The 22,934-nt window shown below is 72.9% G+C and carries 24 protein-coding genes and 1 pseudogene; 13 read left to right on the forward strand and 12 right to left on the reverse strand.

Going from position 1 to position 22,934, the window contains the following annotated elements; all coding sequences use genetic code 11:
• Positions 1 to 1,029: a 2-dehydropantoate 2-reductase gene (locus tag ACIHEJ_RS32755; protein ID WP_400140952.1), complete on the forward strand. Its 1,029-nt coding sequence runs from the start codon at positions 1 to 3 to the stop codon at positions 1,027 to 1,029.
• 51 nt (positions 1,030 to 1,080) lie between these two features.
• Here the strand turns inward: ACIHEJ_RS32755 and ACIHEJ_RS32760 are convergent, their stop codons facing one another.
• A complete protein-coding gene (locus ACIHEJ_RS32760; protein WP_400140954.1) occupies positions 1,081 to 1,935 on the reverse strand; it encodes a YwqG family protein in 855 nt (284 codons plus the stop codon).
• Positions 1,936 to 1,985: 50 nt separating this feature from the next.
• Between ACIHEJ_RS32760 and ACIHEJ_RS32765 the strand changes: the two genes are divergently transcribed.
• The 3 genes from ACIHEJ_RS32765 to ACIHEJ_RS32775 all read left to right on the forward strand — a co-directional run bounded on the left by ACIHEJ_RS32765 (position 1,986) and on the right by ACIHEJ_RS32775 (position 4,214).
• Positions 1,986 to 2,423: a PPOX class F420-dependent oxidoreductase gene (locus ACIHEJ_RS32765; RefSeq protein WP_400140956.1), complete on the forward strand. Its 438-nt coding sequence runs from the start codon at positions 1,986 to 1,988 to the stop codon at positions 2,421 to 2,423.
• Between the two features lie 110 nt (positions 2,424 to 2,533).
• Entirely contained in the window at positions 2,534 to 3,334 is an 801-nt protein-coding gene (locus ACIHEJ_RS32770; RefSeq protein ID WP_400140957.1) for a thioesterase family protein, read from the forward strand.
• 358 nt (positions 3,335 to 3,692) lie between these two features.
• Positions 3,693 to 4,214, forward strand: a complete 522-nt coding sequence (locus tag ACIHEJ_RS32775; protein ID WP_400140959.1) for a transglycosylase SLT domain-containing protein — start codon at positions 3,693 to 3,695, stop codon at positions 4,212 to 4,214.
• Between the two features lie 9 nt (positions 4,215 to 4,223).
• Here the strand turns inward: ACIHEJ_RS32775 and ACIHEJ_RS32780 are convergent, their stop codons facing one another.
• Positions 4,224 to 4,535 (reverse strand): hypothetical protein, encoded by a 312-nt coding sequence (locus ACIHEJ_RS32780; RefSeq protein WP_400141255.1) that lies wholly within the window; start codon positions 4,533 to 4,535, stop codon positions 4,224 to 4,226.
• Here ACIHEJ_RS32780 and ACIHEJ_RS32785 point away from each other — a divergent pair.
• The 4 genes and pseudogenes from ACIHEJ_RS32785 to ACIHEJ_RS32800 form a co-directional block, all read left to right on the forward strand.
• Entirely contained in the window at positions 4,491 to 4,742 is a 252-nt protein-coding gene (locus ACIHEJ_RS32785; RefSeq protein ID WP_400141238.1) for a SpoIIE family protein phosphatase, read from the forward strand. The genes ACIHEJ_RS32780 and ACIHEJ_RS32785 overlap by 45 nt on opposite strands.
• 200 nt (positions 4,743 to 4,942) lie before the next feature.
• The gene (locus ACIHEJ_RS32790) at positions 4,943 to 7,618 is read left to right on the forward strand and encodes a SpoIIE family protein phosphatase (protein WP_400140961.1); all 2,676 of its coding nucleotides are present in this window, start codon (positions 4,943 to 4,945) and stop codon (positions 7,616 to 7,618) included.
• Positions 7,619 to 7,797: 179 nt separating this feature from the next.
• Positions 7,798 to 8,004: a hypothetical protein gene (locus tag ACIHEJ_RS32795; RefSeq protein ID WP_400140963.1), complete on the forward strand. Its 207-nt coding sequence runs from the start codon at positions 7,798 to 7,800 to the stop codon at positions 8,002 to 8,004.
• Positions 7,965 to 8,436, forward strand: a pseudogene (locus ACIHEJ_RS32800) (ATP-dependent DNA helicase); the annotation flags it as partial. The gene ACIHEJ_RS32795 and the pseudogene ACIHEJ_RS32800, both read left to right, overlap by 40 nt.
• Before the next feature lie 28 nt (positions 8,437 to 8,464).
• Here ACIHEJ_RS32800 and ACIHEJ_RS32805 read toward each other — a convergent pair.
• The 6 genes from ACIHEJ_RS32805 to ACIHEJ_RS32830 all read right to left on the reverse strand — a co-directional run bounded on the left by ACIHEJ_RS32805 (position 8,465) and on the right by ACIHEJ_RS32830 (position 14,065).
• The gene (locus tag ACIHEJ_RS32805; protein WP_400141240.1) at positions 8,465 to 9,616 is read right to left on the reverse strand and encodes an RNA polymerase sigma factor; all 1,152 of its coding nucleotides are present in this window, start codon (positions 9,614 to 9,616) and stop codon (positions 8,465 to 8,467) included.
• A gap of 8 nt (positions 9,617 to 9,624) precedes the next feature.
• A complete protein-coding gene (locus ACIHEJ_RS32810; RefSeq protein ID WP_400140965.1) occupies positions 9,625 to 10,032 on the reverse strand; it encodes a YciI family protein in 408 nt (135 codons plus the stop codon).
• A 141-nt stretch (positions 10,033 to 10,173) separates the two neighbouring features.
• A complete protein-coding gene (locus ACIHEJ_RS32815; protein ID WP_400140967.1) occupies positions 10,174 to 10,893 on the reverse strand; it encodes a YoaK family protein in 720 nt (239 codons plus the stop codon).
• Between the two features lie 63 nt (positions 10,894 to 10,956).
• The gene (locus ACIHEJ_RS32820; RefSeq protein WP_400140969.1) at positions 10,957 to 12,153 is read right to left on the reverse strand and encodes a winged helix DNA-binding domain-containing protein; all 1,197 of its coding nucleotides are present in this window, start codon (positions 12,151 to 12,153) and stop codon (positions 10,957 to 10,959) included.
• Between the two features lie 107 nt (positions 12,154 to 12,260).
• A complete protein-coding gene (locus ACIHEJ_RS32825; protein ID WP_400140971.1) occupies positions 12,261 to 13,463 on the reverse strand; it encodes a bifunctional class I SAM-dependent methyltransferase/NUDIX hydrolase in 1,203 nt (400 codons plus the stop codon).
• A gap of 32 nt (positions 13,464 to 13,495) precedes the next feature.
• On the reverse strand, positions 13,496 to 14,065 hold the full coding sequence (locus ACIHEJ_RS32830; RefSeq protein WP_400140973.1) for a class I SAM-dependent methyltransferase: 570 nt from the start codon (positions 14,063 to 14,065) through the stop codon (positions 13,496 to 13,498).
• 180 nt (positions 14,066 to 14,245) lie between these two features.
• Between ACIHEJ_RS32830 and ACIHEJ_RS32835 the strand changes: the two genes are divergently transcribed.
• Positions 14,246 to 15,151: a GNAT family N-acetyltransferase gene (locus ACIHEJ_RS32835; RefSeq protein WP_400140975.1), complete on the forward strand. Its 906-nt coding sequence runs from the start codon at positions 14,246 to 14,248 to the stop codon at positions 15,149 to 15,151.
• Here the strand turns inward: ACIHEJ_RS32835 and ACIHEJ_RS32840 are convergent.
• Positions 15,103 to 15,939, reverse strand: coding sequence for a DUF6234 family protein (locus ACIHEJ_RS32840; RefSeq protein ID WP_400140977.1), 837 nt, complete (start codon positions 15,937 to 15,939; stop codon positions 15,103 to 15,105). The two genes, ACIHEJ_RS32835 and ACIHEJ_RS32840, sit on opposite strands and share 49 nt — an antisense overlap.
• Positions 15,940 to 16,014: 75 nt before the next feature.
• Positions 16,015 to 16,602, reverse strand: a complete 588-nt coding sequence (locus ACIHEJ_RS32845) for a TetR/AcrR family transcriptional regulator (RefSeq protein WP_400140979.1) — start codon at positions 16,600 to 16,602, stop codon at positions 16,015 to 16,017.
• Between the two features lie 75 nt (positions 16,603 to 16,677).
• On the opposite strand from ACIHEJ_RS32845, the gene ACIHEJ_RS32850 reads away from it, so the two are divergent.
• Entirely contained in the window at positions 16,678 to 17,505 is an 828-nt protein-coding gene (locus ACIHEJ_RS32850; protein ID WP_400140981.1) for a class I SAM-dependent methyltransferase, read from the forward strand.
• Positions 17,506 to 17,534: 29 nt separating this feature from the next.
• Here the strand turns inward: ACIHEJ_RS32850 and ACIHEJ_RS32855 are convergent, their stop codons facing one another.
• A complete protein-coding gene (locus ACIHEJ_RS32855; RefSeq protein ID WP_400140982.1) occupies positions 17,535 to 18,458 on the reverse strand; it encodes an NADP-dependent oxidoreductase in 924 nt (307 codons plus the stop codon).
• 129 nt (positions 18,459 to 18,587) lie between these two features.
• On the opposite strand from ACIHEJ_RS32855, the gene ACIHEJ_RS32860 reads away from it, so the two are divergent.
• Positions 18,588 to 19,631 (forward strand): GlxA family transcriptional regulator, encoded by a 1,044-nt coding sequence (locus tag ACIHEJ_RS32860; protein WP_400140983.1) that lies wholly within the window; start codon positions 18,588 to 18,590, stop codon positions 19,629 to 19,631.
• Positions 19,632 to 19,643: 12 nt separating this feature from the next.
• On the opposite strand, the gene ACIHEJ_RS32865 is transcribed toward ACIHEJ_RS32860, so the two are convergent.
• Complete coding sequence (locus ACIHEJ_RS32865; protein ID WP_400140985.1) at positions 19,644 to 21,266, reverse strand: FAD-binding oxidoreductase; 1,623 nt, start codon at positions 21,264 to 21,266, stop codon at positions 19,644 to 19,646.
• A 59-nt stretch (positions 21,267 to 21,325) separates the two neighbouring features.
• On the opposite strand from ACIHEJ_RS32865, the gene ACIHEJ_RS32870 reads away from it, so the two are divergent.
• Together ACIHEJ_RS32870 and ACIHEJ_RS32875 are read left to right on the forward strand one after the other, a co-directional pair.
• Positions 21,326 to 21,946: a TetR/AcrR family transcriptional regulator gene (locus ACIHEJ_RS32870; RefSeq protein WP_400140987.1), complete on the forward strand. Its 621-nt coding sequence runs from the start codon at positions 21,326 to 21,328 to the stop codon at positions 21,944 to 21,946.
• A 174-nt stretch (positions 21,947 to 22,120) separates the two neighbouring features.
• The gene (locus ACIHEJ_RS32875) at positions 22,121 to 22,909 is read left to right on the forward strand and encodes an Fpg/Nei family DNA glycosylase (RefSeq protein WP_400140989.1); all 789 of its coding nucleotides are present in this window, start codon (positions 22,121 to 22,123) and stop codon (positions 22,907 to 22,909) included.
• Positions 22,910 to 22,934 lie beyond the last annotated feature (25 nt).

Raw genomic sequence — 22,934 nt, forward strand, 5'->3', positions numbered from 1 at the left:
ATGTCCGAGCCCCGTGGGAAATTCGTCGTCCTCGGCGCGGGCAGCATCGGCTGCCACATCGGCGGCAGCCTTGCCGCCGCGGGCGCCGACGTCACGTTGATCGGCCGGCCGGCGGCGATGGACGTCCTGCGGCAGAAGGGCCTGACGCTCAGCAGCTCCGGCCGCCCGCCCCGCCATCTGCCGTCCGACGGCCTGGTCGTCGCCACCACGCCCGACGCCGCAGCCGGGGCGGACTACGTGCTGGTCACCGTGAAGACCGCGGCCACCGAGGCCGCCGCCCGGGAGCTGGCGGGCCACCTCGAGCCCGGCGCGGTGGTGGTCAGTTTCCAGAACGGGCTGCACAATCCGGCCACCTTGCGTGCCGCTCTCCCCGAAGCCCGGGTGCTGGCGGGGATGGTGCCGTACAACGTGGTGCAGTCCGAGCCGGGCACCGTGCACCAGGGGATGCCGGGCACGCTGATGGTGGAGGACGCACCGGAGGCGGCCGGCCTGATGACCGCCTGCAGGGAGGCGGGTCTGGCCGTCGAGGCGCGCGGCGACATCACCGGGGTGCAGCACGCCAAGCTGCTGATGAACCTCAACAACGCCGTCAACGCCCTGTCCGGGCTGCCCCTGCGCACACAGCTGGGGCAGCGCCCGTACCGGTTGTGCCTGGCCATGTGCCACACCGAGGCCCTCGCCACCTACCGCGCCGCGGGCATACGCCCCGTCCGGCTCGGTCCTTCGCCGGCCCGGCTCACCCCGTACGTGCTGCGTCTGCCGGACGCGCTGTTCCGCACAGTCGCGGCCTCGACGCTGCGCATCGACGCGCACGCCCGCTCCTCGATGTGGGAGGACCTGCAGCGCGGCAGGCCCACGGAGATCGACACGCTGCAGGGCGAGATCGTTGCGCTGGCCGCCCGGCACGGTCTGCGGGCGCCGGTCAACGGCCGCCTGGTGACCCTGGTGAAGGAGGCGGAGACCGGCGCGGCGAAGAGCTGGACGGGGCCCGCTCTGCTGGCCGAACTCCGCACGGCGGCGCGGGTCTGAGGGGACCTCCCGCGGTCGCGGACCGGCACGTGCCGCGGCGGCCGGTGCCCGTCACCCGCACTGCCAGGTGAGCATCGCACGGTCGAAGCGGCGCCGGGCCAGGTCCTCCGGGCGGATGAGCCAGTACAGGACGCCGCAGTCCCCCCACATCATGTCGGCGTCGTCGTCCGTGTCGAACTGCGCGAGCAGCACCCAGCGCAAGGCCTCTTCGTCGATGCGAGGGTCGTCCCAGGGCGGACTGCCCAGGGCGCCGCGGGCCACCTCGAGTTCCACCTCACCCTGCACCGGGGTGGCGTAGCCGCCGACACGGTGTTCGGTGCCTTCGAAGAAGTTCCACAAAGCTTCCTCGAAGTCCCGGTGGCGCGCCCGGTGGTCGTCGGGCGTCGAGGCGAACGCGCGCGAGACCACCGGGTGATGCGGCTGGGGCGCGGTCGTCTCCAGGTGTGCCGTCAGTCGCACTTCGGGACTGGGCCGGATCCCGCGCGGCGCTGCGCGCTCGGCGACAGGGACGTGCGCGGGTATGTACAGCACCCGTGCGCCTCCCCAGCTGTCGGGATCGCCCGGATCGACCACCGCACAGCCGTCGTCGAGCTGCCCGTCGAAGTAGAAGAAGGCCAGGGTGCCGTCGGAGGGCAGCGCGATGTCGAGGTCGGCGGACGGGAGCAGGCCGCAGTCGAGTGAGGCGACGAACGCCAGCGGCCCGTGCCCCTGCCACACGGGCCACGGCTCGTCGTCCGGGAGTCGCGGCAGGCCGCCGAGCCGGCCGACGACGGTGGCCGTCGGCGTTCCGGTGTGCCCGTGCAGGCGCAGGCTGGGCCGCAGCAGTCCGATCCACCGCTGGGCGAGGTGCTCAGGCAGGTGGGTACGGGCGAGCAGCCGAAGTCGGTCGGCGGTGTCGTGTGTCATGGTAGCGATCATGCACTCGCCCACCGACAGAGCGACGACAAGGAGGGTCCATGACGGCCGAGTTGAACGAGCAGGTGCTCAAGCGCCTGGAGGAGCCGAACTTCTGGTACGTGGCCACGGTGACGCCGGACGGGGCACCGCATGTCACGCCGATGTGGGTGGGACTGGAGGACGGGCTGATCGTCTTCAACACCTCGGTGGGCCGGATCAAGGAGGAGAACCTCCGCAACGACTCCCGGGTCCACCTCTCGCACGCCGACACCGAGAACCCCTACGACCGGGTGCAGATCTCCGGCCGTGCGGTGCGCCTGGTGGAGGGTGAGGAGGCCGAGCGCGGCATGGACCGGCTGGCCCGCAAGTACCTGGGCCTGAACGGGTATCCCTGGCTGATCGAAGGCGAGCAGCGGGTGCACGTCCTGGTCGTGCCGGAGCGAGTGCGCCACATCGTCGGCGTGGAGCCGTTCCGGCCGGGGGTCATCCCCTCGTGAGCCGGCCGGTCTCTTCTCCTGGAGGCCTGCGGGTGTTCCCCACGATGCATGCGCCTGAACAAGCGCTTAGTAAGGTGGGGCGCAGTCCACGCGGCAGGGAAGGGGCAGTCATGGCGACGTCGCAGGCCGAGGCCTTCTACGAGCGGGAGGCCCCCGAGCGGTTCCTCCCCACCGGCTACACCCGGGGGCCCTGGGACGCCGACTCCCAGCACGCCGGCCCGCCGGCCGCACTGCTCGCACTGGCCGTCGAGGAGCGGCCGGCCGCGCGGCCGGACATGCGGCTCACCCGGATCACGTACGAGATCATGCGCCCGGTGCCGATACGGCCGCTGACCGTGACCACGCGCGTGCTGCGCGCCGGGCGCAGCGTCGAACTCCTCGAGGCGGTACTGACGCCCGACGGTGGCCAGGACGTGATGCGGGCGACGGCGCTGCTGATGAAAGCTACGCCGGACTCGGTACCGCAGGTCTCGCCGGGCCGGCAGGTGCCCGGGCCCGGGGCCGTGCCCGAGAAGGCATTCTTCCCGGTTCCGTGGGACCAGGGCTACCACACGGCGATGGACCTGCGCTTCGCCGCCGGTTCGTTCCTCGAGCCGGGCCCCGCCACGGCGTGGATGCGCATGAGGGTGCCCCTGGTCGCGGGGGAGGAGATCGCGCCGCTCAGCCGGGTGCTGACGGCGGCCGATTCGGGCAACGGGGTCAGTGCCGAGCTGGACTTCCGCCGCTACGTCTTCATCAACGCCGACCTCACCGTCAGCCTGCACCGCCATCCCGAGGGCGAGTGGGTCTGTCTGGACGCCCGGACGATGGTGGACGGCGCGGGCATCGGTCTGGCCGCCTCCACTCTCCACGACGAGAAGGGCCCGCTCGGCCACGGCACGCAGAGCCTGTACGTGGTCGCGCGCGGCTGAGGCGACCGGGTGCGGCGGGGATCCGCAGAGAGCCGGAGGGGGTCCGGCGGGTGACCCGGCCCACGAGAGGCACATCACGTTCTATCGCGGATCGTAGAGCGGCCACGCCCCTAACGGCATCGGAAAGCCTCAGGCGGGCCAATACTGGACATTTCTCCGTAGTTGGGTAGTACGTCACATTCTTGCCACGGCTTCCGGCCCCCGCTAACCATGTTTCCCGTTGCCGGGAGCCGCAGGCCGCACCGGGCGTACACCGCCCATCCGCCTGCTGACCCTGCAGCGCGGGGCCCCCGACGCCCCTGCGGGCCGCGACCGCCATCCGGCCGGCCTCACCGACGTCCCCCAGGAGAGACCCCTCATGACCGCGATCACCGGTACCCGCCGCCTTGCCCGACTTCGTACGATCGCCCTGACCGGTCTCGCCGCCACCGGCGCCGCCGCCGCTGCCCTCGTCGTGATGCCGGCTTCCGCGCAGGCCGCCGAGGCGCCGCGGACGACCGCCGTCCACCAGGTCGCTCAGGGCAGCCACACGGACCCCGAGGCGACCGCCGGCTCCAAGGGCGGCAGCCTGGACGGCTGGATCAACCAGGCCCTGCAGATCATGAAGTCCAAGGGCATCCCGGGCAGCTACGAGGGCCTGAAGCGCAACATCATGCGTGAGTCCGGCGGCAACCCCAGCGCGCAGAACAACTGGGACGTCAACGCCAAGCAGGGCACCCCGTCCAAGGGCCTGCTGCAGGTGATCGACCCCACCTTCAACGCCTACCACGTCGACGGCACCGCCCACAGCGTCACCGACCCGGTGGCCAACATCACCGCCGCCGCCAACTACGCCGCACACCGCTACGGCTCCATCGACAACGTCAACTCCGCCTACTGATCCCGTAGTTCACACGGGCAGTGCCCCCGCCGGGCGGCCGTGTTCGCGGCCGCACGCGGTCAGCGCGAGGACTCCGGGGCCCGAGGCCGTGATGCCGGTCTCCAGCGCCCCGGGATCGACCGACAGCGGTGCCGCGATGTCGTTGGCCCGGCAGGTGTCGGGGACACCCAGTTCCTCCTTCACCCGGTTGTAGGCCGCGAATCCTTCGGAACCCGAGAGGTCCACGCCGTCGAAGGCGCCCTCGGGCTCGAACAGGCCACCGAACCGCCACTGGGCATCCCCACCGACCAGGCCCCACGCCCTCAGGTCACCCTGTCCCACCGCCCGGGCGACACCCCGGTCCGCTACGCCGACGGACTCATCGAGCGCCGTGGCGAGGCCATCGACGCCGGGCTCCACCGCCTCACCGACACCCGCGGCCCGCAGGCCCGGATGGGCCCCGCCGAGCCGGCCGACACCTTGCTGATCCGCCTCGGCGTGGCCGATGGGGGGCGCGACGACATCGCTTTGGTCCTCGTCCGGCTGTAGCCCTCCCGCGCCCCGTGGCAGCCGCGCGGAAGGCGCGGCGCCGGACGTGCCGCTCGCCGAGCACGGAGCGCGAGTGCTAGAAAAGGGACATGAGCGGACGTTTCCGCCGGTCATGGACCAGAGCGGCACCGCCGCCCGGCACACGGTGGTCACGGGGTCCCTTCCGTCGGTCACGGCCCGCCCCCTCACCCGGGCGTTCCATGTCGCCGTCCCTGAGCGTCCGCACCCTTGCCGCGCAGGTCTTCCTGCTCCAGGCCCTCGTCGTGCTGGTCCTGGTCGTCCTGGCGGCCACCGCCCTGGTGGTGCAGGGCCGGCACGATGGCGAACGCGACGCGGGAAACCAGTCACTGGCCGCGGCCGAAGCGTTCGCGCAGGCGCCCGGAACGGCGCCGGCGCTGCGGTCACCGGATCCGACCGCAGTGCTTCAGCCGGCGGCGGAGCGGGCGAGGAAAGGTTCCGGCGTCGACTTCATCACGGTCCTGGACAAGAACGGCGTCCGGCTCACCGACCCCGACCCCGCCCTGATCGGAACGAAGGCACAGGGCGTCGGCCGCGCCGCTGCGGGAGAGGCGTACACGGAGACGTACCACGGCCGCCCGACGGACGCCGTGCGGGCAGTCGTACCCGTGACGGATGCGAACGGGCACGTGGTGGGGATGGTCAGCGCGGGCATCGAGTACGCCACGCTGGGCCACGTGCTGAACCAGCAGCTGCCCATGCTGCTCGGCGCGGCAGCGGTGGCGCTCGCGCTGGCCACCGGCAGCACCGCACTGGTCAGCCGCCGCCTGCTCCGGCAGACCCGCGGACTCGGCCCGGCCGAGATGACCCGCATGTACGAGCACCACGACGCCGTGCTGCACGCCGTGCGGGAAGGCGTGCTGATCGTCGGCGGCGACGGACGGCTGCTGCTCGCCAACGACGAGGCACGCCGACTGCTGGACCTCCCCGAGGACGCCGACCGGCGGACGGTGCCGGAACTGGGCCTGGGGCCCGTGCTGACGCGGTTGCTGCTCGCGGGGAAGTCCGCCTCCGATGAGGTGATCCCGGCGGGTGAGCGGCTGCTGGCGGTGAACACCCGGCTCACCGCGCCGTTCGGCGGTGCGCAGGGGCTGGTCGCCACCTTCCGTGACACCACGGAGCTCAGAGCCCTCTCGGGTCAGGCCGAGGTGGCCCGGGGCCGGCTCTCGTTCCTCTACGAGGCGGGCATGCGCATCGGCACCACGCTCGACGTACGGCGCACGGCCGAGGAACTCTCCGAGGTCGCCGTTCCCCGCCTGGCCGACTTCGTCACCGTGGAACTTCTCGAGTCCGTCCTGCACGGTGAGGAGCCCACCGGTGCCGTGCACCAGATGCGGCGCACCGCGCTGCGCGGATCGCGGACGGGGGTGCCCTTGCAGCCGGTGGGGGACGTGATCCGGTTCGTCATGGCCGACACGCCGATGGCGGCGGCACTGCACGAGGGGAAGGCGGCCCTGGTACCGGATCTGCACGCCGCCCGGGACTGGCGGGCGCAGGATCCGCAGGGAGCCCGGCAGGCGCTGGACTACGGCATCCACTCCCTGGTCACGGTGCCGCTACGGGCGCGCGGCGTGATTCTCGGCATGGTCAACTTCTGGCGGGCCGCCGACTCTCCCCGGTTCGAGGAGGAGGACGCCGCCGTGGCCGAGGAACTGGTGGCCCGTGCCGCCGTGGCGATCGACAACGCGCGCCGCTACGCCCGCGAGCACGCCATGGCCGTGACGTTGCAGCGCAACCTGCTGCCCCTGGGCTTCCCGGACCAGAACGCGCTGGAGATCGCCTCCCGCTATCGGCCGGCACAGTCCGGCGTGGGCGGCGACTGGTTCGACGTCATCCCGCTGCCGGGCTTCCGCGTCGCCCTGGTCGTCGGAGACATCGTGGGACACGGGCTGCAGGCGGCCGTGACCATGGGACGGCTGCGCACCGCCGTGCTGAACTTCTCCTCGCTCGACCTGGCACCGGACGAGCTGCTCGGGCACCTCGACGAGATGGTGGCCCGGCTGGACTCGCAGGCGGACCACGCCGCCGACGACGGCGCTCCGCTCACCGGAGCCACCTGCCTCTATGCCGTCTACGACCCCGTCGACGGGCACTGCGCCCTGTCCCGCGCGGGGCACCTCGCACCCGCCGTGGTGGACCCCGAGGGCACGGTGACCTTCGCCGACCTCCCGCTGTCCCCGCCCCTGGGAGTGGGCAGCATCCCCTTCGAGGTCGGCGAGCTGGACCTCCCCGAGGGCAGCCGACTGGTGCTGTTCACCGACGGCCTGATCGAGCACCGGGGCCGTGACATCGACGAGCGCCTGGAGACGCTGCGCTCCACCGTCGCCCGTGCGGGCGAGACACCCGAGGCGATCTGCCAGGCCCTCGTGGAGACGATGCTGCCCGAGCAGCCCAGCGACGACGCCGCGCTGCTGGTGGCACGGACCCGCCTGCTCAACCCGGCCTGCGTCGCCACCTGGGACGTGCCCTACGACGCGACGTCCGTGTCCTGGGTACGGGGCGAGGTGACCCGGCGGCTCACCGACTGGGGGCTGGAGGAGCAGGCGTTCGCGACGGAACTGATCGTCAGCGAACTCCTCACCAACGCGATCCGCTACGGCGCACCGCCCGTACGCGTCAGGATGCTGCTGGGGCGCACGCTCGTCTGCGAGGTGTCCGACGGCAGCAACACCTCCCCGCGGCTGCGACGCGCGGCCACGACCGACGAGGGAGGCCGCGGCCTGTTCCTCGTCTCCCAGTTCACCCAGGCGTGGGGAACGCGCTACCTGGCGCGGGGCAAGGTGATCTGGGCCGAACAGACGCTGGACCGCGCGCCGGAACCCGACATGTCCGCGCTGTTCGACGACGTGGCCCTCTGACGCCCCGCGCGTCCCTGTCCCGGATCTCCGGGACAGGGACCTCGCGCACCGTGAGGGCGGCTGACGCATCCAGGTGAGTCAAGCCTTACTTTCTCGGAACGCCGGCTGCACAGTGGGGAGCCGTGTCGAGCGGAGGCCGGTTGTTTCCGCAGGTCGATGCTGAAGCCGGGCATCAGGTGGTGAGCGAGCAGATCCGGGTGGACGGCATGTACGGACTGCTGGACGAGCGCCTCGCGCAGGCACGTGCCCAGCTGGCGGAGGTCCGGCGGCGGCAGGCCGGGGGACCGGGCGAGGCGTACGCGCGTGAGGTGGAGGCCGGACGCCTGACCGCGCTGGTGCGCCGGCCGGTCCGCACCTGGGCGACCGCTTCACCGTGCACACCCTGACCGTCAACTACCGCACCACCCACGAGATCCTGGCCGCGACCGGCGCCTCCTGGCACGGATCGCCCCCGGCCGGCGACCGAGCCGCTCGATCCGTCACGGCGAGGCTCCCCGCACCCTCACCGCACGCCCGCACCTGGTCACCGCCCTGACCGGCGAGCTGCGGGCACAGGCCGCCGTCCACCCCGGCGACCTGCTCGCGGTCCTGTGCCCGGACGCCAGGACCGACGAACTGGCCCGGGCCCGGGCCACCGATGGGCGCGCGTCGTCCCGGCCTCTTGGGCCCGCGGCCCGGCGTTCGACTCCGTCGTCGTCCTGCCCGACGAGATCGCCGCGGCCGGGCCCAGCGGCGAGAGAGACCTGTACGTCGCCCTCACGCGCCCGACCAAGCGGCTGTGCGTCCTGACTCCCGCGGGGGCGACGGAGCTCTGGTGAGCGTGCGGTACGGGAACGCCCCCGTTCCTCAACCTCCTCGACCCCTCCGGGTGTTGATCCGGGCGGCCTGGCGCATCAGGTGGTCGCGCTCGGCGAGGTTGGGCGCCTTGTGGGCCGCCTCGGCGTACAGCCGCGCCGCCGTCGCCAGGTCTCCGTCGCGCTCGTGCAGATACGCCGCCACCGCCGCGTGACGGGGCAGGGAGTCCTTCAGCGCAGCGAGCGCCGTCAGCCCGGCGCGCGGTCCGTCGGCCTCTCCGACGGCCACCGCACGGTTGAGCCGGACGACCGGGCTGTCGGTCAGGCGTACGAGCTCGTCGTACCACTCGACGATCTGCACCCAGTCGGTCTCCTCGGGGGTGGGCGCGTCGGCGTGGAGCGCCGCGATGGCGGCCTGGGCCTGGAACTCGCCCAGCCGGTCCCGGGCGAGGGCCGCCTGCAGGATCCCCACGCCCTCGGCGATGGAGGCGGTGTCCCACCGGCTGCGGTCCTGCTCGGCGAGCGGCACCAGGCTGCCGTCGGGTGCGGTCCGGGAGGCGCGCCGGGCGTGGTGGAGCAGCATGAGGGCGAGCAGCCCGGCCACCTCGGGATGGTCGATCACCGCCGCGAGCTCCCGGGTGAGCCGGATGGCCTCGGCGGCGAGGTCGACGTCTCCGGAGTAACCCTCGTTGAAGACCAGGTACAGGACGCGCAGCACGGTGGCGACGTCGCCGGCCTGGTCGAACCGCACACCGGAGACCGTGCGCTTGGCCCGGCTGATCCGCTGCGCCACGGTCGCCTCCGGCACCAGATAGGCCTGGGCGATCTGGCGCGTGGTGAGCCCGCCGACGGCGCGCAGCGTGAGCGCGACCGCCGAAGCCGGCGTCAGCGACGGGTGCGCGCACAGGAAGTAGAGCTGGAGCGTGTCGTCCGCCTCGGGCGCGGGCCCGGGCGCCGGTTCCTGGTCGACGACGCCCTCACGCCGGCGGCGGGCCGTGTCCGCCCGGGTCGCGTCGAGGAACCGGCGCCAGGCCACGGTGACCAGCCAGCCCTTCGCGTCCCGCGGAGGGTCGTCCGGCCAGACGCGGACCGCCTCGACCAGCGCGTCCTGTACGGCGTCCTCGGCCGCCGCGAAGTCGGCTCCGCGGCGGACGAGGATCGCGAGCACGCTCGGGGTGAGGCTGCGGAGCAGTGCCTCGTCCATCGAAGAGGTCACTCCGTGACGGTGGGCGGGGCGGCCAGGAACGGGCGCACCTCGAGCCACTCGTGGATCGGCCTCCCGCCCGCCCCGGGAGCAGCCGACAGTTCCCCGGCCAGCTCGACGGCACGCTCGTGGCTGTCGACGTCGATCACCATCCAGCCGGCGATGAGGTCCTTGGTCTCGGCGAACGGGCCGTCGGTGACCGGCGGGCGCCCCTCACCGTCGTACCGGACCCACGTCCCTTCGGGGGCGAGCGCCTGACCGTCGACGAACTCGCCGGTCTTCTCGAGCCGGGCCGCGAAGTCCTGCATGTACTGCACGTGCGCCGAGATCTCCTCCGGCGTCCACCGGTCCATCGGCACGTCGTTGCACGGAGCCGGAGCGCCGCGGTAGTGCTTGAGCAGCAGGTACTTGGCCATCGTGGTTCTCCTCGGTCCTGGTGCGACCCATTGTGGTCGCGTTCACCCCGGGGACGGAGCCGGTCACGGGTTCTCGACATCGCCCTGCGAAATCTTTCCGGCGCGGGTTCCCGGCGCGTTTCCTCGGCGCGGTGAGGCGGGTCAGCGACCGGGCGAAGGCGGGTCCGAGGAGGGCCTCGGTGCCGGCCCGCGCCGCCGCAGCCGCCGCGTCTCGCGGATCTCCAGCAGCAGGACGGCGGCGAGCAGTCCGGCGGCCGCACCGACCGCGGGCGCGCCGGCCAGGCGGGTGGTGATCGCGCCGATCGCCGCGCCGGCCACGAACGCGGCGACGATCAAGGCGTAGCGACCCGCGCGCCGCGCGGCCGCCGCTTCCCTCGACGCCATCCACCGGTGCGCGGCGGCCAGGGCCTTCTGCAGATTCCCGCTCTCCGCCAGCGTGGTGTAGGGGGCATCGCGCAGCGTGGTGAAGGTCGAGAACTGCAACGCGGCCACGAACGACACGGTGATCGTGGTCACCGGTTCCGGCACATCGGCGGGGAGCGCGGCGATCACGGACAGGGCTGCGATCTGCAGCGTGAGCACCAGCCGCAACGGCCGGCGCACCAGCCGTTCCACCCGCGCCAGACCGAGCACCTCGACGAGGAGGACACCGGCGCTGAAGGCCGCGATCGGGACCAGCAGGAGGACGGCCCGCCGCCAGTGGCGGGCGGTTGCCTCCACGCAGAACAGCAGGACATTGCCCGACTGCAGGTTGGCGAAGACGCTGTGCCGGACGTACGTGTACGCGTCCAGAAACCCGCCGACTACGGCAAGAAGCGCCCCGACGGCCAGCGTGTCGGGGCGGCGGTGGATCGGGGCCATGCAGCACAGCATGCACGACGGGACCTGCCAGGCCGGTGGTGGAACCGCCGGTCCCGGCATGCTTCACTTCCCGGCCAGCTCCTCCTCCAGCCAGGTACGGCCCCGGGTGCGGGCGGCCAGGCGCGTGCCGCCCAGCCGGGAGGCCAGCCACGCGGCCTCCGTGTGCACGGCGGCTCGCGCGTCGGCGCCGACGTCCTCCAGGAAGCGGCAGACGATCTCGCCGTCGGCGTCCTGGGCCCAGCCACCCACGATGCGGCCGTTCCACCACACCGAGGGGCCGATGTTGCCGACCCGGTCGAACAGGCGGGGCCCGTGCGGGCCGAGGAACCACTCGCGCCGCTGCCAGCCCATCGGCGTGGGGTCCAGCGCCGGCAGCAGGGCCGCCCAGGGCTCGGGTTCGGGCACCTCGTCCAGGTCGTCGCCCAGCGCCAGCCCGACCGTGCCGTCCAGGTCCACTTCGGCGGTGCGCACCCCGGCCAGGGCCCGCCTCGTCCGGGTCTTGGTCCAGCCGGCCCACCACTGCAGGTCCTCGGCGGGCGCGGGACCGAAGGCGTACAGATACCGGCGCGCCAGCTCCGTCTCGGCCTCGTCGGTGGGCAGTTCGGCCAGACCGTCGGGGCACCAGCGGCTCAGCGGGGACCACCGGTACTGGTGCGAGGTCCACGAGCCACGGGGCCGGCCCCGCACCGCCCGTCCCTCGGCCGCCATCAGCAACAGCAGCCGGCTGGCCACGTTCTGCCGCCCCTCGTAGCTCTTGCCCCGGGAGAGCACCACCTGAGCGGCCAACCTCGGGTCGTCTCCCGCCAGTTCGCTCGCCGTCGCCTCGCCGCGTGCCTTCAGCGCCTGCTCCGCGGCCTCCTCGGCACCCTTGAGCCAGCGCTCGGCGCCGGCCTCGTCGCCGCCGCCGAGCCCGGATTCGGCCAGCATCCCCAGCAGCTTGCGGCGCTCCCGGGCCGCCACCGCGCGCGAGCAGGCCGCCTGCAGGACCGGCGCGAGGCCGAGCGGGGTGACGAAGACGGTGCGCCGCATGGCCAACAGCCGGATCAGCGTCCGGTCGTCGTAGAGCGCCCGCTCGACCGCGGTGACACTCCCGTCGGTCATCCGCGCCCAGGCCGACAGATACACCGACGAGGGGTCGGTGCCGTGCAGTGCCAGCATGCTGCCGGCGACCGCCACCGGGTCCGCCGCCCGTGCCTCGGCCGTGAGCCGGTGGCGCCACGCAAGCCGCGCCCGCCGCTGTGCCACCCCGATACCGCGCATTCCGCCTCCGCACCCGACCCCGCCGGCCGATCCGTCCGCGGCCCTGCCGGTGTCCTTCCCGTGTCCCGTCCGGAACGACCTTAACGGCCGCATCCGTCCACCGGCCTTCAGCCGTCGTCCGCCGCCGAGTGCGAAGCGACTGCAGGGGGCCGCTCGTCCCGCAGTGGGTACAGCTCGGCGGGCGGATGGCTGATCGGCAGATCGGGACGCCAGGCGGTGAGGCACTGGGCGCTCGGGACGAACAGCCCGTTCGGCAGCCGGTCGAGCGGCCACCAGCGCCAGTCGCCGACGGCCTCGTCCGGCTGGTCGGCCGGTTCGCCCTCCCAGGCGGTCACCAGGGCAGCCACGGTGACCCGCACCACTCCCGCGACGTCGTCCAGGAGCATGCCGAGGAGCAGCACATCGTCCTCCCGCACGATGCAGCCGGTCTCCTCGCGTACCTCCCGTACGACCGTGTGCGTCAGGGATTCCCCGGGCTCCACCGTCCCTCCCGGCAACTCCCAGGTGCGGCGCCGGTGCCGCCCCAGCAGCAGGCCGCGCGGGCCGTGCAGGATCGCTCCCACACCGAGGGCGGTACGGGGTGCGGGAGGGGCGCTGGTGCGGGGCCGGCTGGTGACCCGGGTGCGCCGGCGTGCCTGGAAGAGGCGACAGGAGACCGGGTTGCCGTCCTCCGGCGCGTCCAGAGTCTCGATCCGCTCGACGATGAGCCCGTGCTGCTCCAACAGGTCCTCCCAGAGCTCGGGCGTCGGCACCCACATCCGCACCGTGAGCTGCCCGCCGCCGGCCAGGGGCAGGATCTCCGGGCGGGCGACGACCGTGTCCGAGGGCCCGCGGCCGTGGGAGTTGGTGTGCAGCACGGAGAACGCCAGGCGGCCACCGGGCTTGAGCGCTCCCGCGACCGCCGGCAGCAGCCGCAGCGGGTCGATGTACGCGAATCCGTGGATCGAGTAGATCACGTCGTACGGTCCCGGCTCCGCCTGCCGCAGATGGTCGACGGCGTCCGCCAGGACCAGGTTCAGCCCGGGCAGGTGGGCGTAGCGGGCGGCGGCGCGCTGGTGCTGGGTGGGGGAGGCCTCGACGGCGTCGACGACGGCGCCATGGGCGCGGACCACGTGGGCGGCGTACCGGCCCAGGCCCGATCCGAGATCCGCAGCGCGCCGGCCGCGCAGCTCGCCGAGAACCTCGGCGCCGGGCCCGCTGGGCCAGAACCCCCAGGTGAGACGGTCCACTTCCGGCACCTCGGTCCCTCTGGACAGGTGGTGCGCCCCGTACGTGGTCCAGGCGTCGGAGTTGATCAGTTCAGCATCCACAGCGGCCGTCCTTCGCGTTCACGCTCACGGGGTCAGGGGCGTAGGGCGTAGCAGCGCAGCCGACCCAGGTCCGCGCCCCGCACCCGGGACCAGCCGGTGGTCAGCAGCTCGACGTCCTGGGCGGTGATGCCCAGGGAGCGCCGTTCGGGCGGGCAGCGCTCGGCGAGTTCGGTGAGGACCCAGAAGGTGCCGCCCGGCGCGAGGAGCCGGCGTACCAGGGACAGGAAGGCGGGTTTGTCCGGCAGGAAGGAGAAGACCAGCCGGCAGGTGATCGCGTTGTATGCCGGCTCCGGGATGGCGGTGATGCCGTCGCACGTGACGTCGACGAGCCGGTACGTCGGCCCAGGCAGGGCCGGTTGGGGTCGGGCGCGTGCCAGGGCCAGGGCACTGGGGGAGCAGTCGATGCCGGTGGCGCGGTAACCGAGCCGGTGGTGGAGGTGGTGGGTGAGCTGCCCGTCGCCGCAGCCGATGTCGAGTGCGGGCCGGCCGAGGCCGGGGCCCGGATGCCGCTCCAGGAGGCGGGTCTCGGAGTCGTCAATCTGTAGGTAGCGGCGTCCGGAGGCCCACAACGGCTCCCAGTAGGCGGCGGTGGATCGGCTCACGGTTCCTCTTCCTCCTCAGGGCTCGGGGGCGTCATGGGGGCGGGCGGAACCCGCGGGGGGCACCGGTCCGCAGAAGATCCTCAGCACCTTTCACCCCCGGCCATCTCCGACTGCACATCAGCAGCGCAGGTCGACACTTCCCAGCTGCAAGGGGTTGGACAACACGGCTACGGTGATCAAATGACGGTATTCAGCATCCTCGGTGACATCACGGAATGGCAGAAGGACCTCGAGCAGCGGCGACGCGCCTCCTACACGGCGGCCGGGCTCGGCGCGGCCGCGGCGGAGCGCATGCTCGAGAACGCACGGTTCGACCACGACTGGACCGTCGCCGAGATCACGGACGCCGCGACCCGAGTGGGGTACGTCGCCGTGACCATGGCCGACGACGACGGAGTGCCCGTGGGGCGTATCGGCGACCTTCATGTCGACGCCCCGTACGCAGGTCAGGGGCACGAGCGGGCCGCACGGGAGTGGGCCGAGACATGGTGCACGCAGCGCGGCGCACGACGACTGCACATACGGCTCTCCGGGCCGGCGGGTGAACTCTTCTCCGGTTACAGCGTCCAGGGCCAGCTCAGGATGAGGCACGTCAGCTCCCCGCCGGAACCGCTCGACGGCGTCACCGCTCGGCCGATGACACCGGCCGAGTATCCCGAGTGGCTGACCGCGGAGAAGGCCGCCTACGTCGGTGACATCGTCCGCTCGGGAGCCTCGAGCCCCGAGGACGCCGAACGCAAGGCGGAGCGCGACTTCGCGGAGCTGCTCCCCGAGGGCGTGGCGACGCCCGACACCACCCTGCTGGTGCTGGAGGCCGCGGACGAACGGATCGGCACAGGCTGGTTGAAGCACGGGTACCTGCCGGGTGTCACATACGGCTACTCGCTGTACATCCACGAGCAGCACCGCGGCAACGGGTACGGGCGGGCCGCGATGGTGGTCGGCGAACAGGCCACGCTCGCGGGCGGCGACTCGACGCTGATGTTCACGGTGTGGGGCGGCAACGAAGTGGCCATGAACCTGTACACGAGCGCCGGCTACCGAGTGTTCGAGGAAAGCCGTTGCATCGCCCTTCCCGTCGGGTAGTTGAGCAGACCGGCGGCGGCCGATGAGGTCCGCGGGGATCCGCCGGTGAGCACGAGCCTGCTCGCTGATGTTGTCGGCGTGGGTGCAGCAGGCTCCCTCGCCTTCTTCCGGATCGGTGTCGAGCCGAGTGTCCAGGTCGAGCTCCCCGCCCTCAGCATCGGCGAGCGGCAGATCCACCGCTGCCCCGGCGCTCGTGCGAAGACCCCGGAGCCGTCCTGCTCGTGTTCGTCGACCAGCAACCGACCGCCGAGGCGCACGTCCACAAGCCGTTCGCCGCACTCGTGCGCGGGTATCGCTGCAACCCGCGGATCGGACATCGAGACGATCTCACCCATGAGTTGATCGTCCAGGCGGCCGGGCCGGGGTCGGCCCTGAACCTGGCCTCCGCAGCCCGCTGCTGACGGCATGTCATGGCACAACCGGTCCTGGTGGGATTGCGCGGTAGCCCCGCCGCCGACGATGACGCAGATCAGGGCGGCCGTCGTGGCCTGGGCGACGACCGTCACGACGGCCCCGGCCCGTGCGGCGATCGCGGCCGCGACGAGGGCGAGGAGTCCGACGCCACCGGCGGCGGCGAGGTAGTTCCACAGCGAGTCGGTGTGCACGGTCCTGGTGGGGTCGAGCTCGAATCCGGACAGGAACCAGAGTCCGAAGATCGCCACCAGGGCCAGCAGTTCCAGGGCCACCAGACCGCACCCGGCTCCGATGTCGGCGCCCCGGTCGGCACGGTGGCGCGGCTGAGGCCCGGTGGTGGCGTCGAACGCGGGCGGGGCGATGGGCAGGTTCATGACCGCCACCTTGCCTGCGTGCCCGAAGAGGGTGCATGAGTACGGGTACTCAGCTCCGGCTCGGGCGGCTCGGGGCTATCGCTCGACGCCGGCCGTCACCGCGGTCACGACCCGGTGGACGGCCCCGGCGGCCGGTGGGGTGCCCTGTCGGTCGGCGAACAGCATGTGGACGGCCCCGATCAGAGTGGGAGCGAGTGTGCCGATGTCGGCGTCTGCGGTGATGCGGCCGAGCTCACGCTCGGCGCTGAGGTAGGACGTGATCGCGGTCGCGGCGTCGCTCAGGACCGGGACGCCGGTGGGCCTGGCCGTGCGCAGCCGGGCGCGCAGATCGTCCCGGGAGGTGACGAGGCTGACGATCGCCACCGCGACCGGCCCGAACAGGTCCATCAGCGCCCGGGTGAGGTTGTCGGCGACGGTGCCGGTCCCGGCGGCACCGCGCAGGGCGGCGGCCCGGTCGTCGAACCGGGCGATGCGGTCCAGCACGAGCTCGGCGAGGAAGGTGTCGAAGTCGGCGAAGTGCCGGTGCAGGACGCCCTTGGCGCAGCCCGCCTCCGTGGTGACCGCCCGGCTGGTCAGCGCGCTGGCTCCGTCCCGGAGCAGGACGCGCTCGGCCGCGTCGAAGAGTTGGTCGCGCACGTCGCGGATGGCTACTCCTGTGGGCACCGCGCATCTCCTTCGGTCCGCCGGATCGGCTCGTTCCGATTGACGAGTGGGCATGCGCCCACTCATAGTGGGCGCATGCCCACTTTACCTCCGGGGCGATCGCCTCGCTCCGCGCAAGCGCTCCATGAGAACCGTCGGACGGCGGAATCGTTCGGTTCGGACGCCGAACGCTACGACCGGGCTCGGCCCCACTACCCCCGCCCGATGGTGGACCGGATCGTCGCTTCCGGCGCCGGGCCGGACGTCCTCGACGTCGGCTGTGGCACGGGCATCGTGGCCCGGCAGTTCGCAGCGGTCGGCTGCCGGGTGCTGGGCGTCGACGTCGACGCCCGGATGGCCGACCTGGCGCGTCGGCGCGGACTCGACGTGGAAGTGGCGTCGTTCGAGGCCTGGGATCCGGCCGGTCGCACGTTCGGCGCCGTCGTTTCCGGACAGGCCTGGCACTGGCTGGACCCGGTCGCCGGCGCCGCCAGGGCGGCCGAGGCGCTGCGTCCTCGTGGTCTGCTGGCCCTGTTCTGGAACGCGGGCCAGCCCCTGCCCGAAGTGGCGCAAGCCTTCGTCGAGGTCTACCGCAGGGTGCTGCCCGGCTCGCTGGCCGCCCGCCAGGGGACGGTGTCGGCCGTGGACGGGTACGCGCCGCTGTGCACCAAGGCGGCCGACGGGATCAGGGAGACCGGCGCATTCGCCGAGCCCGAGCAATGGCGGTACGACTGGGACCAGTCCTACACACGGGACGAGTGGCTGGACCAGCTGCCCACCCAAGGCGCCTTCACCCGGCTCCCGCAGGCCCAGCTGCAGGAGGTGCTGGCGGGTGTCGGCGCGGCCATCGATGCCGTGGGAGGCGACTTCACGATGCACTACGCCACCCTGGTTGTCGCCGCGACGCGAACCGGCAGCACCTGACCTGGGCAGAGGCTGATCGCGGGGGCGGCTCAGGCGACCGTCAGGACGATCTTGCCGGTGGTGCGGCCCCGCTCACCGATCTCGTGCGCCTTCGCGGCCTCGGCCAGCGGTACGACCGCGTCGACCACCGGCCTCAGCGCGCCCCGCTCCACCAGGGCGGTGATCTCGCGCAGGCCCAGGTGGTCGGGCTCCACCAGGACCCACACCGCCCGCACCCCGTGCTGGGCGGCGGGAACGTCGTCCGGGCCGGGCAGCGTGATCAGCCGGCCGCCGGTCCGCAGCACCTTAAGGGAGCGCTCCGCCGTCTCTCCGCCGAGCCCGTCCAGCACCACGTCCACGTCGCTCACGACGTCCTCGAACCGCACCGCGCGGTAGTCGACCACCTCGTCCGCGCCCAGCTCCCGCACCAGGTCGTGCTTGGCCGCGCTGGCCGTGCCGATGACGTACGCGCCGCGGGCCTTGGCGATCTGCACGGCGAGGTGGCCGACCCCGCCGGCCGCCGCGTGCACGAGCACCCGCTCCCCGGGACGCACGTCGGCGGTGTCCACCAGGGCCTGCCAGGCGGTCAGCGCGGCGAGCGGCAGCGCCGCCGCCTCCACGTGCGTCAGACCCGCCGGCTTGGGGGAGAGGTGCCGGGCCGGTGCCACCACGTACTCGGCGTACGCGCCCGCCTGGCGCGGGAACAGCGGCATTCCGAAGACCTCGTCACCCGGGCGGAACATGCCGACACCGGGGCCGACGGCCTCGACCGTGCCGGACACGTCCCAGCCGACCGCGGGCACGGCACCCCACTCGATGAGGGCTCCGCTCGCGCGGGTCTTCCAGTCCACCGGGTTCACGCCGGCCGCGTGCACCCGGACCAGGACCTCGTTCAGTCCCGGCTCCGGGCGCTCGACCTCACGCTCGACCAGGTTCTCGGCTCCACCCCACTGCTCCACGACCACCGCACGCATGCTCTGTTCCTCGTTCTTCGCTTCGATCGGTTCGGCGCCGGGACCTCCCCGGCGCGACGCAGTCCACGATCCGGCACTCCGCCCGGCCGCGGTGTTGGCCGTCCGGCCACTATGTGACAGGATCTGGCCATGGACGAAGCGCGGTGGACGGCGACGGTGAGCGAGCGGGACCGGCCGGAGGGGGCGCCCCGGCGGCACCGGATCGCCGTGCTCGCCCTGCCGGGCGTCCCGCCGTTCGAGCTCGGCATCCCCTCGCGGGTCTTCGGCAGCGTGCAGGACGCCGAGGGCCGTCCGCTCTACGAGGTCACCGTCTGCACCTCCGACGGCGCCCCCGTGCTCAGCGACGCCGGTTTCACCGTCCAGCCCGCGGCCGGCCCCGAGGCCCTGGCCGCGGCGGACACCGTCATCGTCCCGCCCACACACGCCATGCCCGAACTGGGCGAGGGCGGCCCGCTGCCCCCCGAGGTCACCGCGGCCATCGCCGGCATCCGGCCCGGCACCCGGCTGGTGTCCATCTGTACCGGGTCCTACGTCCTCGCCGCGGCCGGACTGCTCGACGGTCGGCCCGCCACCACCCACTGGAACCTGGCCCCGGAGTTCCGCCGTGCCTACCCCAGGGTCAAGGTCGACGAGGAAGTCCTCTTCGTCGACGACGGCGACGTGCTGACCTCCGCGGGCGTGGCCGCCGGCGTCGACCTGTGCCTGCACATGATCCGCCGCGACCACGGGGCCGCCGCCGCGAACCGGGCCGCCCGCATGTGTGTCGTACCGCCCTGGCGGGACGGCGGGCAGGCCCAGTACATCGACCGTCCGGTCCCCGAACCCACCGTCGCCACCACCACCGCGACCCGCGCCTGGGCCCTGGAGCACCTCGGCGAGCCGCTGACCCTCGCCCGGCTCGCCGAGCACGCCCGGATGAGTCTGCGCTCCTTCACCCGCAGATTCCGCGACGAGGTCGGCATGACCCCGGTGCAGTGGCTCACCGCCCAACGCCTGGAACTGGCCAAGCAGTTGCTGGAGGCGACCGATCTGTCGATCGACCTGGTCGCGCACCGGGCCGGCTTCGGATCCGCCAACTCCCTGCGCGCGCACATGAGGACGGCCTTCGGGGTCTCGCCCGCCTCCTACCGTCGTACCTTCAGCGCGAACGACCTTGTGGAGGCCGGTGGGTGACGCGGGCCCGGGTCAGTCGGCCGTCGCCGGACCGATGAGCACACCCGGGTTCAGGATCCCGGCCGGGTCCAGCGCCCGTTTCGCCGCGCGGAGCGCCAGCGCGAAGGGTTCCGGACGCTGGCGGTCGTAGCCGGGCCGATGGTCGCGGCCGACCGCGTGATGATGGGTGACGGTCGCGCCCAGATCGTGCAGGAGGTCCATCGTCGCGGACTTGATCTCGTCCCACATGGCCACCTCCGCGCCGCGCCGGCCCGGCGCGATGACGGTGAAGTACGGAGCGGGTCCGTCCGGGTAGACGTGGGTGAACCGGCAGTTGACCGTGCCGGCCGCCCCCGTCACCTCGCGCACGACCTCGGCGAGCCGGTCGCGGACCGTCTCGTACAGCTCCGGCGCGCGGTCCCAGGTGCAGGCTGTCTCGAACGTCTCGGTGACCACGCTCATGCGGGCGAGGGCGTCCCGGAGGTAGGGCATCCTCAAGAACGCCGAGCGCCACGTCCGTGCGGCGGCGTCCCCGCCGCCGGAATCCGCGGGCGCGGGGCTGCCGCCGTGGTCACGGGCCAGGGTGATCAGCTCGGCCAGGCGGCCGTCGACCGGTGTGTGCGCCGATTCCACACCGAGGACGAGCACGCTCTCACCGCCCTGCGCGACTCCTGCCAGCGCGGCCTCCCCGGGATCCAGGAGCCGGCAGTTGGCCGGGTGCAGCCCTGACTGCGCGACGGCGCGCACGGTGTCCATGGCGGTGTGCACGTCGTCGAAGAGCACCGTGGCGGACGCCTTGTGGCGCGGGCGTTCCTGCAGTCGCATCCACGCCTCGGTGATGACACCGAGCGTGCCCTCGGAGCCCAGGAAGAGGCGGTCGGGGGAGGGGCCCGCGCCCGAACCGGGCAGTCGCAGCGACTCGTTGATCCCGACGGGCGTCACCACGCGCAGGGATTCCACGAGATCGTCGATGTGGGTGAACAGCGTGGCGTAGTGGCCTCCGGCCCGGGTCGCGAGCCAGCCGCCCAGCGTGGAGAACTCGAAGCTCTGCGGGAAGTGACGCAGGGTCAGCCCGTGCGGACGCAGCTGGGCCTCCAGGCCGGGACCGAGCGCGCCGGCCTGGATGCGGGCGGCCCGGCTGACCCGGTCGATCTCCAGCACCCGGTCCAGGGCGGAGAGGTCCAGGGACACCACTGCCCGGTACGCATCCTCGCGGTACTCGACCCCGCCGACGACCGAACTGCCCGCCCCGTACGGCACGACGGCCACGCCGGTCTGCGTCGCCCAGTCGAGGACGTCGATCACGTGCTGCTCGGTCCGGGGGCGGGCGACGTGGTCGGGGGCTGCGCCGAGATCGCCGGTGAGGGCCCGGAGCACGTCCCGGTACGCCTTGCCGTAGGTGTGCGATGCCCGGTCGTGGGGGGAGTCCGACATCAATGGGGCGAGGGCGGCGGGCGGCCGGACACGTACGGGCGGCAGCGCGAGAGCACTGACGTCGGGGAGAGGCAGCGGCGTGTCGGCCGCGCCGGGGACCAGCTTGCCGAGCGCGGTGCATTCGGCGTCGGACAGTGCCTGGTCCACGGTGCCCCAGCCCCACCAGGAGCGGACGGCACAGGTGCCGGAGGCAGAAGAGCTCGGGGCGGTGCTGTCGGTCATGAGATGTGACCCTCCGGTAATTTACCGCTTGGTAAGTTACCGCAACGTATAGTCTTGTCATGACGACGGCAAGACCGGCCGGCACCAAGGGCGTCCCACGTGCCCGCCGGGAACGACAGATCATCGCGGCGGCCATGGAGGAGTTCGGCAGGCGCGGCCACGCGGCGGCGTCGATGGCCGACATCGCCCGGCACGTCGGTGTCACCAAGCCGATGCTCTACACCTACTTCGGCTCCAAGGACGGCCTGTACGCGGCCTGCGTCGATCACGTCGGCCCTCGCCTGCTGACGGGGATCGAGCAGGCCATGGCGGCGCGCCCGCCGAAGGAGGAACTGCCGCACATGGTCCTCGCCGCCCTCTTCCGGACACTGGAGGACCAGCGGCACGCCTGGTTCGTGCTGTACGACCGAACCCTGCAGCCGGGCTCCGACCCCTGGCACGCCGCCCGCCGCCACCGTGAGGCGATCGACGCACTGGCGGCCTCGGGGACGGCAGCTCTGCTGCGGGACCAGGGCAACCGCGACCCCCTGGACGCGGACGCGCTCAAGCATGTGTGGACGGGCACCGTCAGCGCACTGATCGGCTGGTGGATCTCCCACCCCCAGCTCTCCGCGCAGGACATGACCGCCCGGTGCGGCCGGCTCCTCTCCGCCATCGGCACGGCCGCCGAACCGATGTGACAGGCCCGCCGTCCGGCTCGCCCCCCTTTCCTCATCGACGCGCGCGAGGGAGCGGCACGGAGGAAGGTGGTCGGCAGGAGGCAGCAACCACTCGACGGGAGACGAGGATGGGAGCGGCGAAGGGGTCTGCCGGCCACCGGAGGGGTGCCGTCAGCCGGCCTGGGGATGTCCACCGTGCCTGAGCTGCCGGACGTCGAAGGCTTCCGCGAGGTCCTCGTGTCCTGCGCGAAGGGCCGGACCATCCGCCGCATCGAGGTGCGCGACCCAGGTGTCCTGCACGGGGTGAGCGCGCAGCGGCTGCGTGACGCGCTGGAGGGCCGGCGGTTCACCGAGCCGGAGCGGCACGGCAAGTGGCTGCTCGCCCACACCGGCGGCCCCACCGTGCTGCTGCACTTCGGCATGACCGGCCGACTGCTGTGCGCCCGCCCCGACGACGAGACCGAGGCCCACGACCGCGTCCTGTTCGGCCTGAGCGGCGACCGCGAGCTCCGCTACCGCGACCAGCGCAAGCTCCAAGGCCTGTGGCTGGCCCACGACGACTCCGACGTCGCCCGGCTGCTCGGCCGTCAGGGGCCCGACGCGCTGGCGGTGTCCCGCGAGGACTTCGAGGCCGCGCTCTCCGCACGGCGCGGGCACATCAAGACAACGCTGACCGACCAGTCCGTCCTGGCCGGTCTCGGCAACCTCCTCGCCGACGAGATCCTGTGGCGAGCCGGGCTGCGCCCGAGCACCCGGGCCGCCGCCCTGACAGCGGCCGAGCGCCGACGCCTGTACACCCACATGCGGCGCACCCTGCGCTCCGCGGTGCCCGCGGGCTGCGTCCCTCCGCGCGACTCCTGGCTCACCGGCCACCGCGACGACCCCGACCCGGTGTGCCCCCGCTGCGGCACCCACCTGCGCCGCTGCCGCCTGGCAGGCCGCGGCACGGTGTGGTGCCCGCAGTGCCAGCCGGATGAGGCCTGAGTCGAGGAGACGCTGCGCCGAGCTG

This window comes from Streptomyces sp. NPDC052301, from assembly GCF_044593395.1.
Classification (GTDB): Bacteria; Actinomycetota; Actinomycetes; order Streptomycetales; family Streptomycetaceae; genus Streptomyces.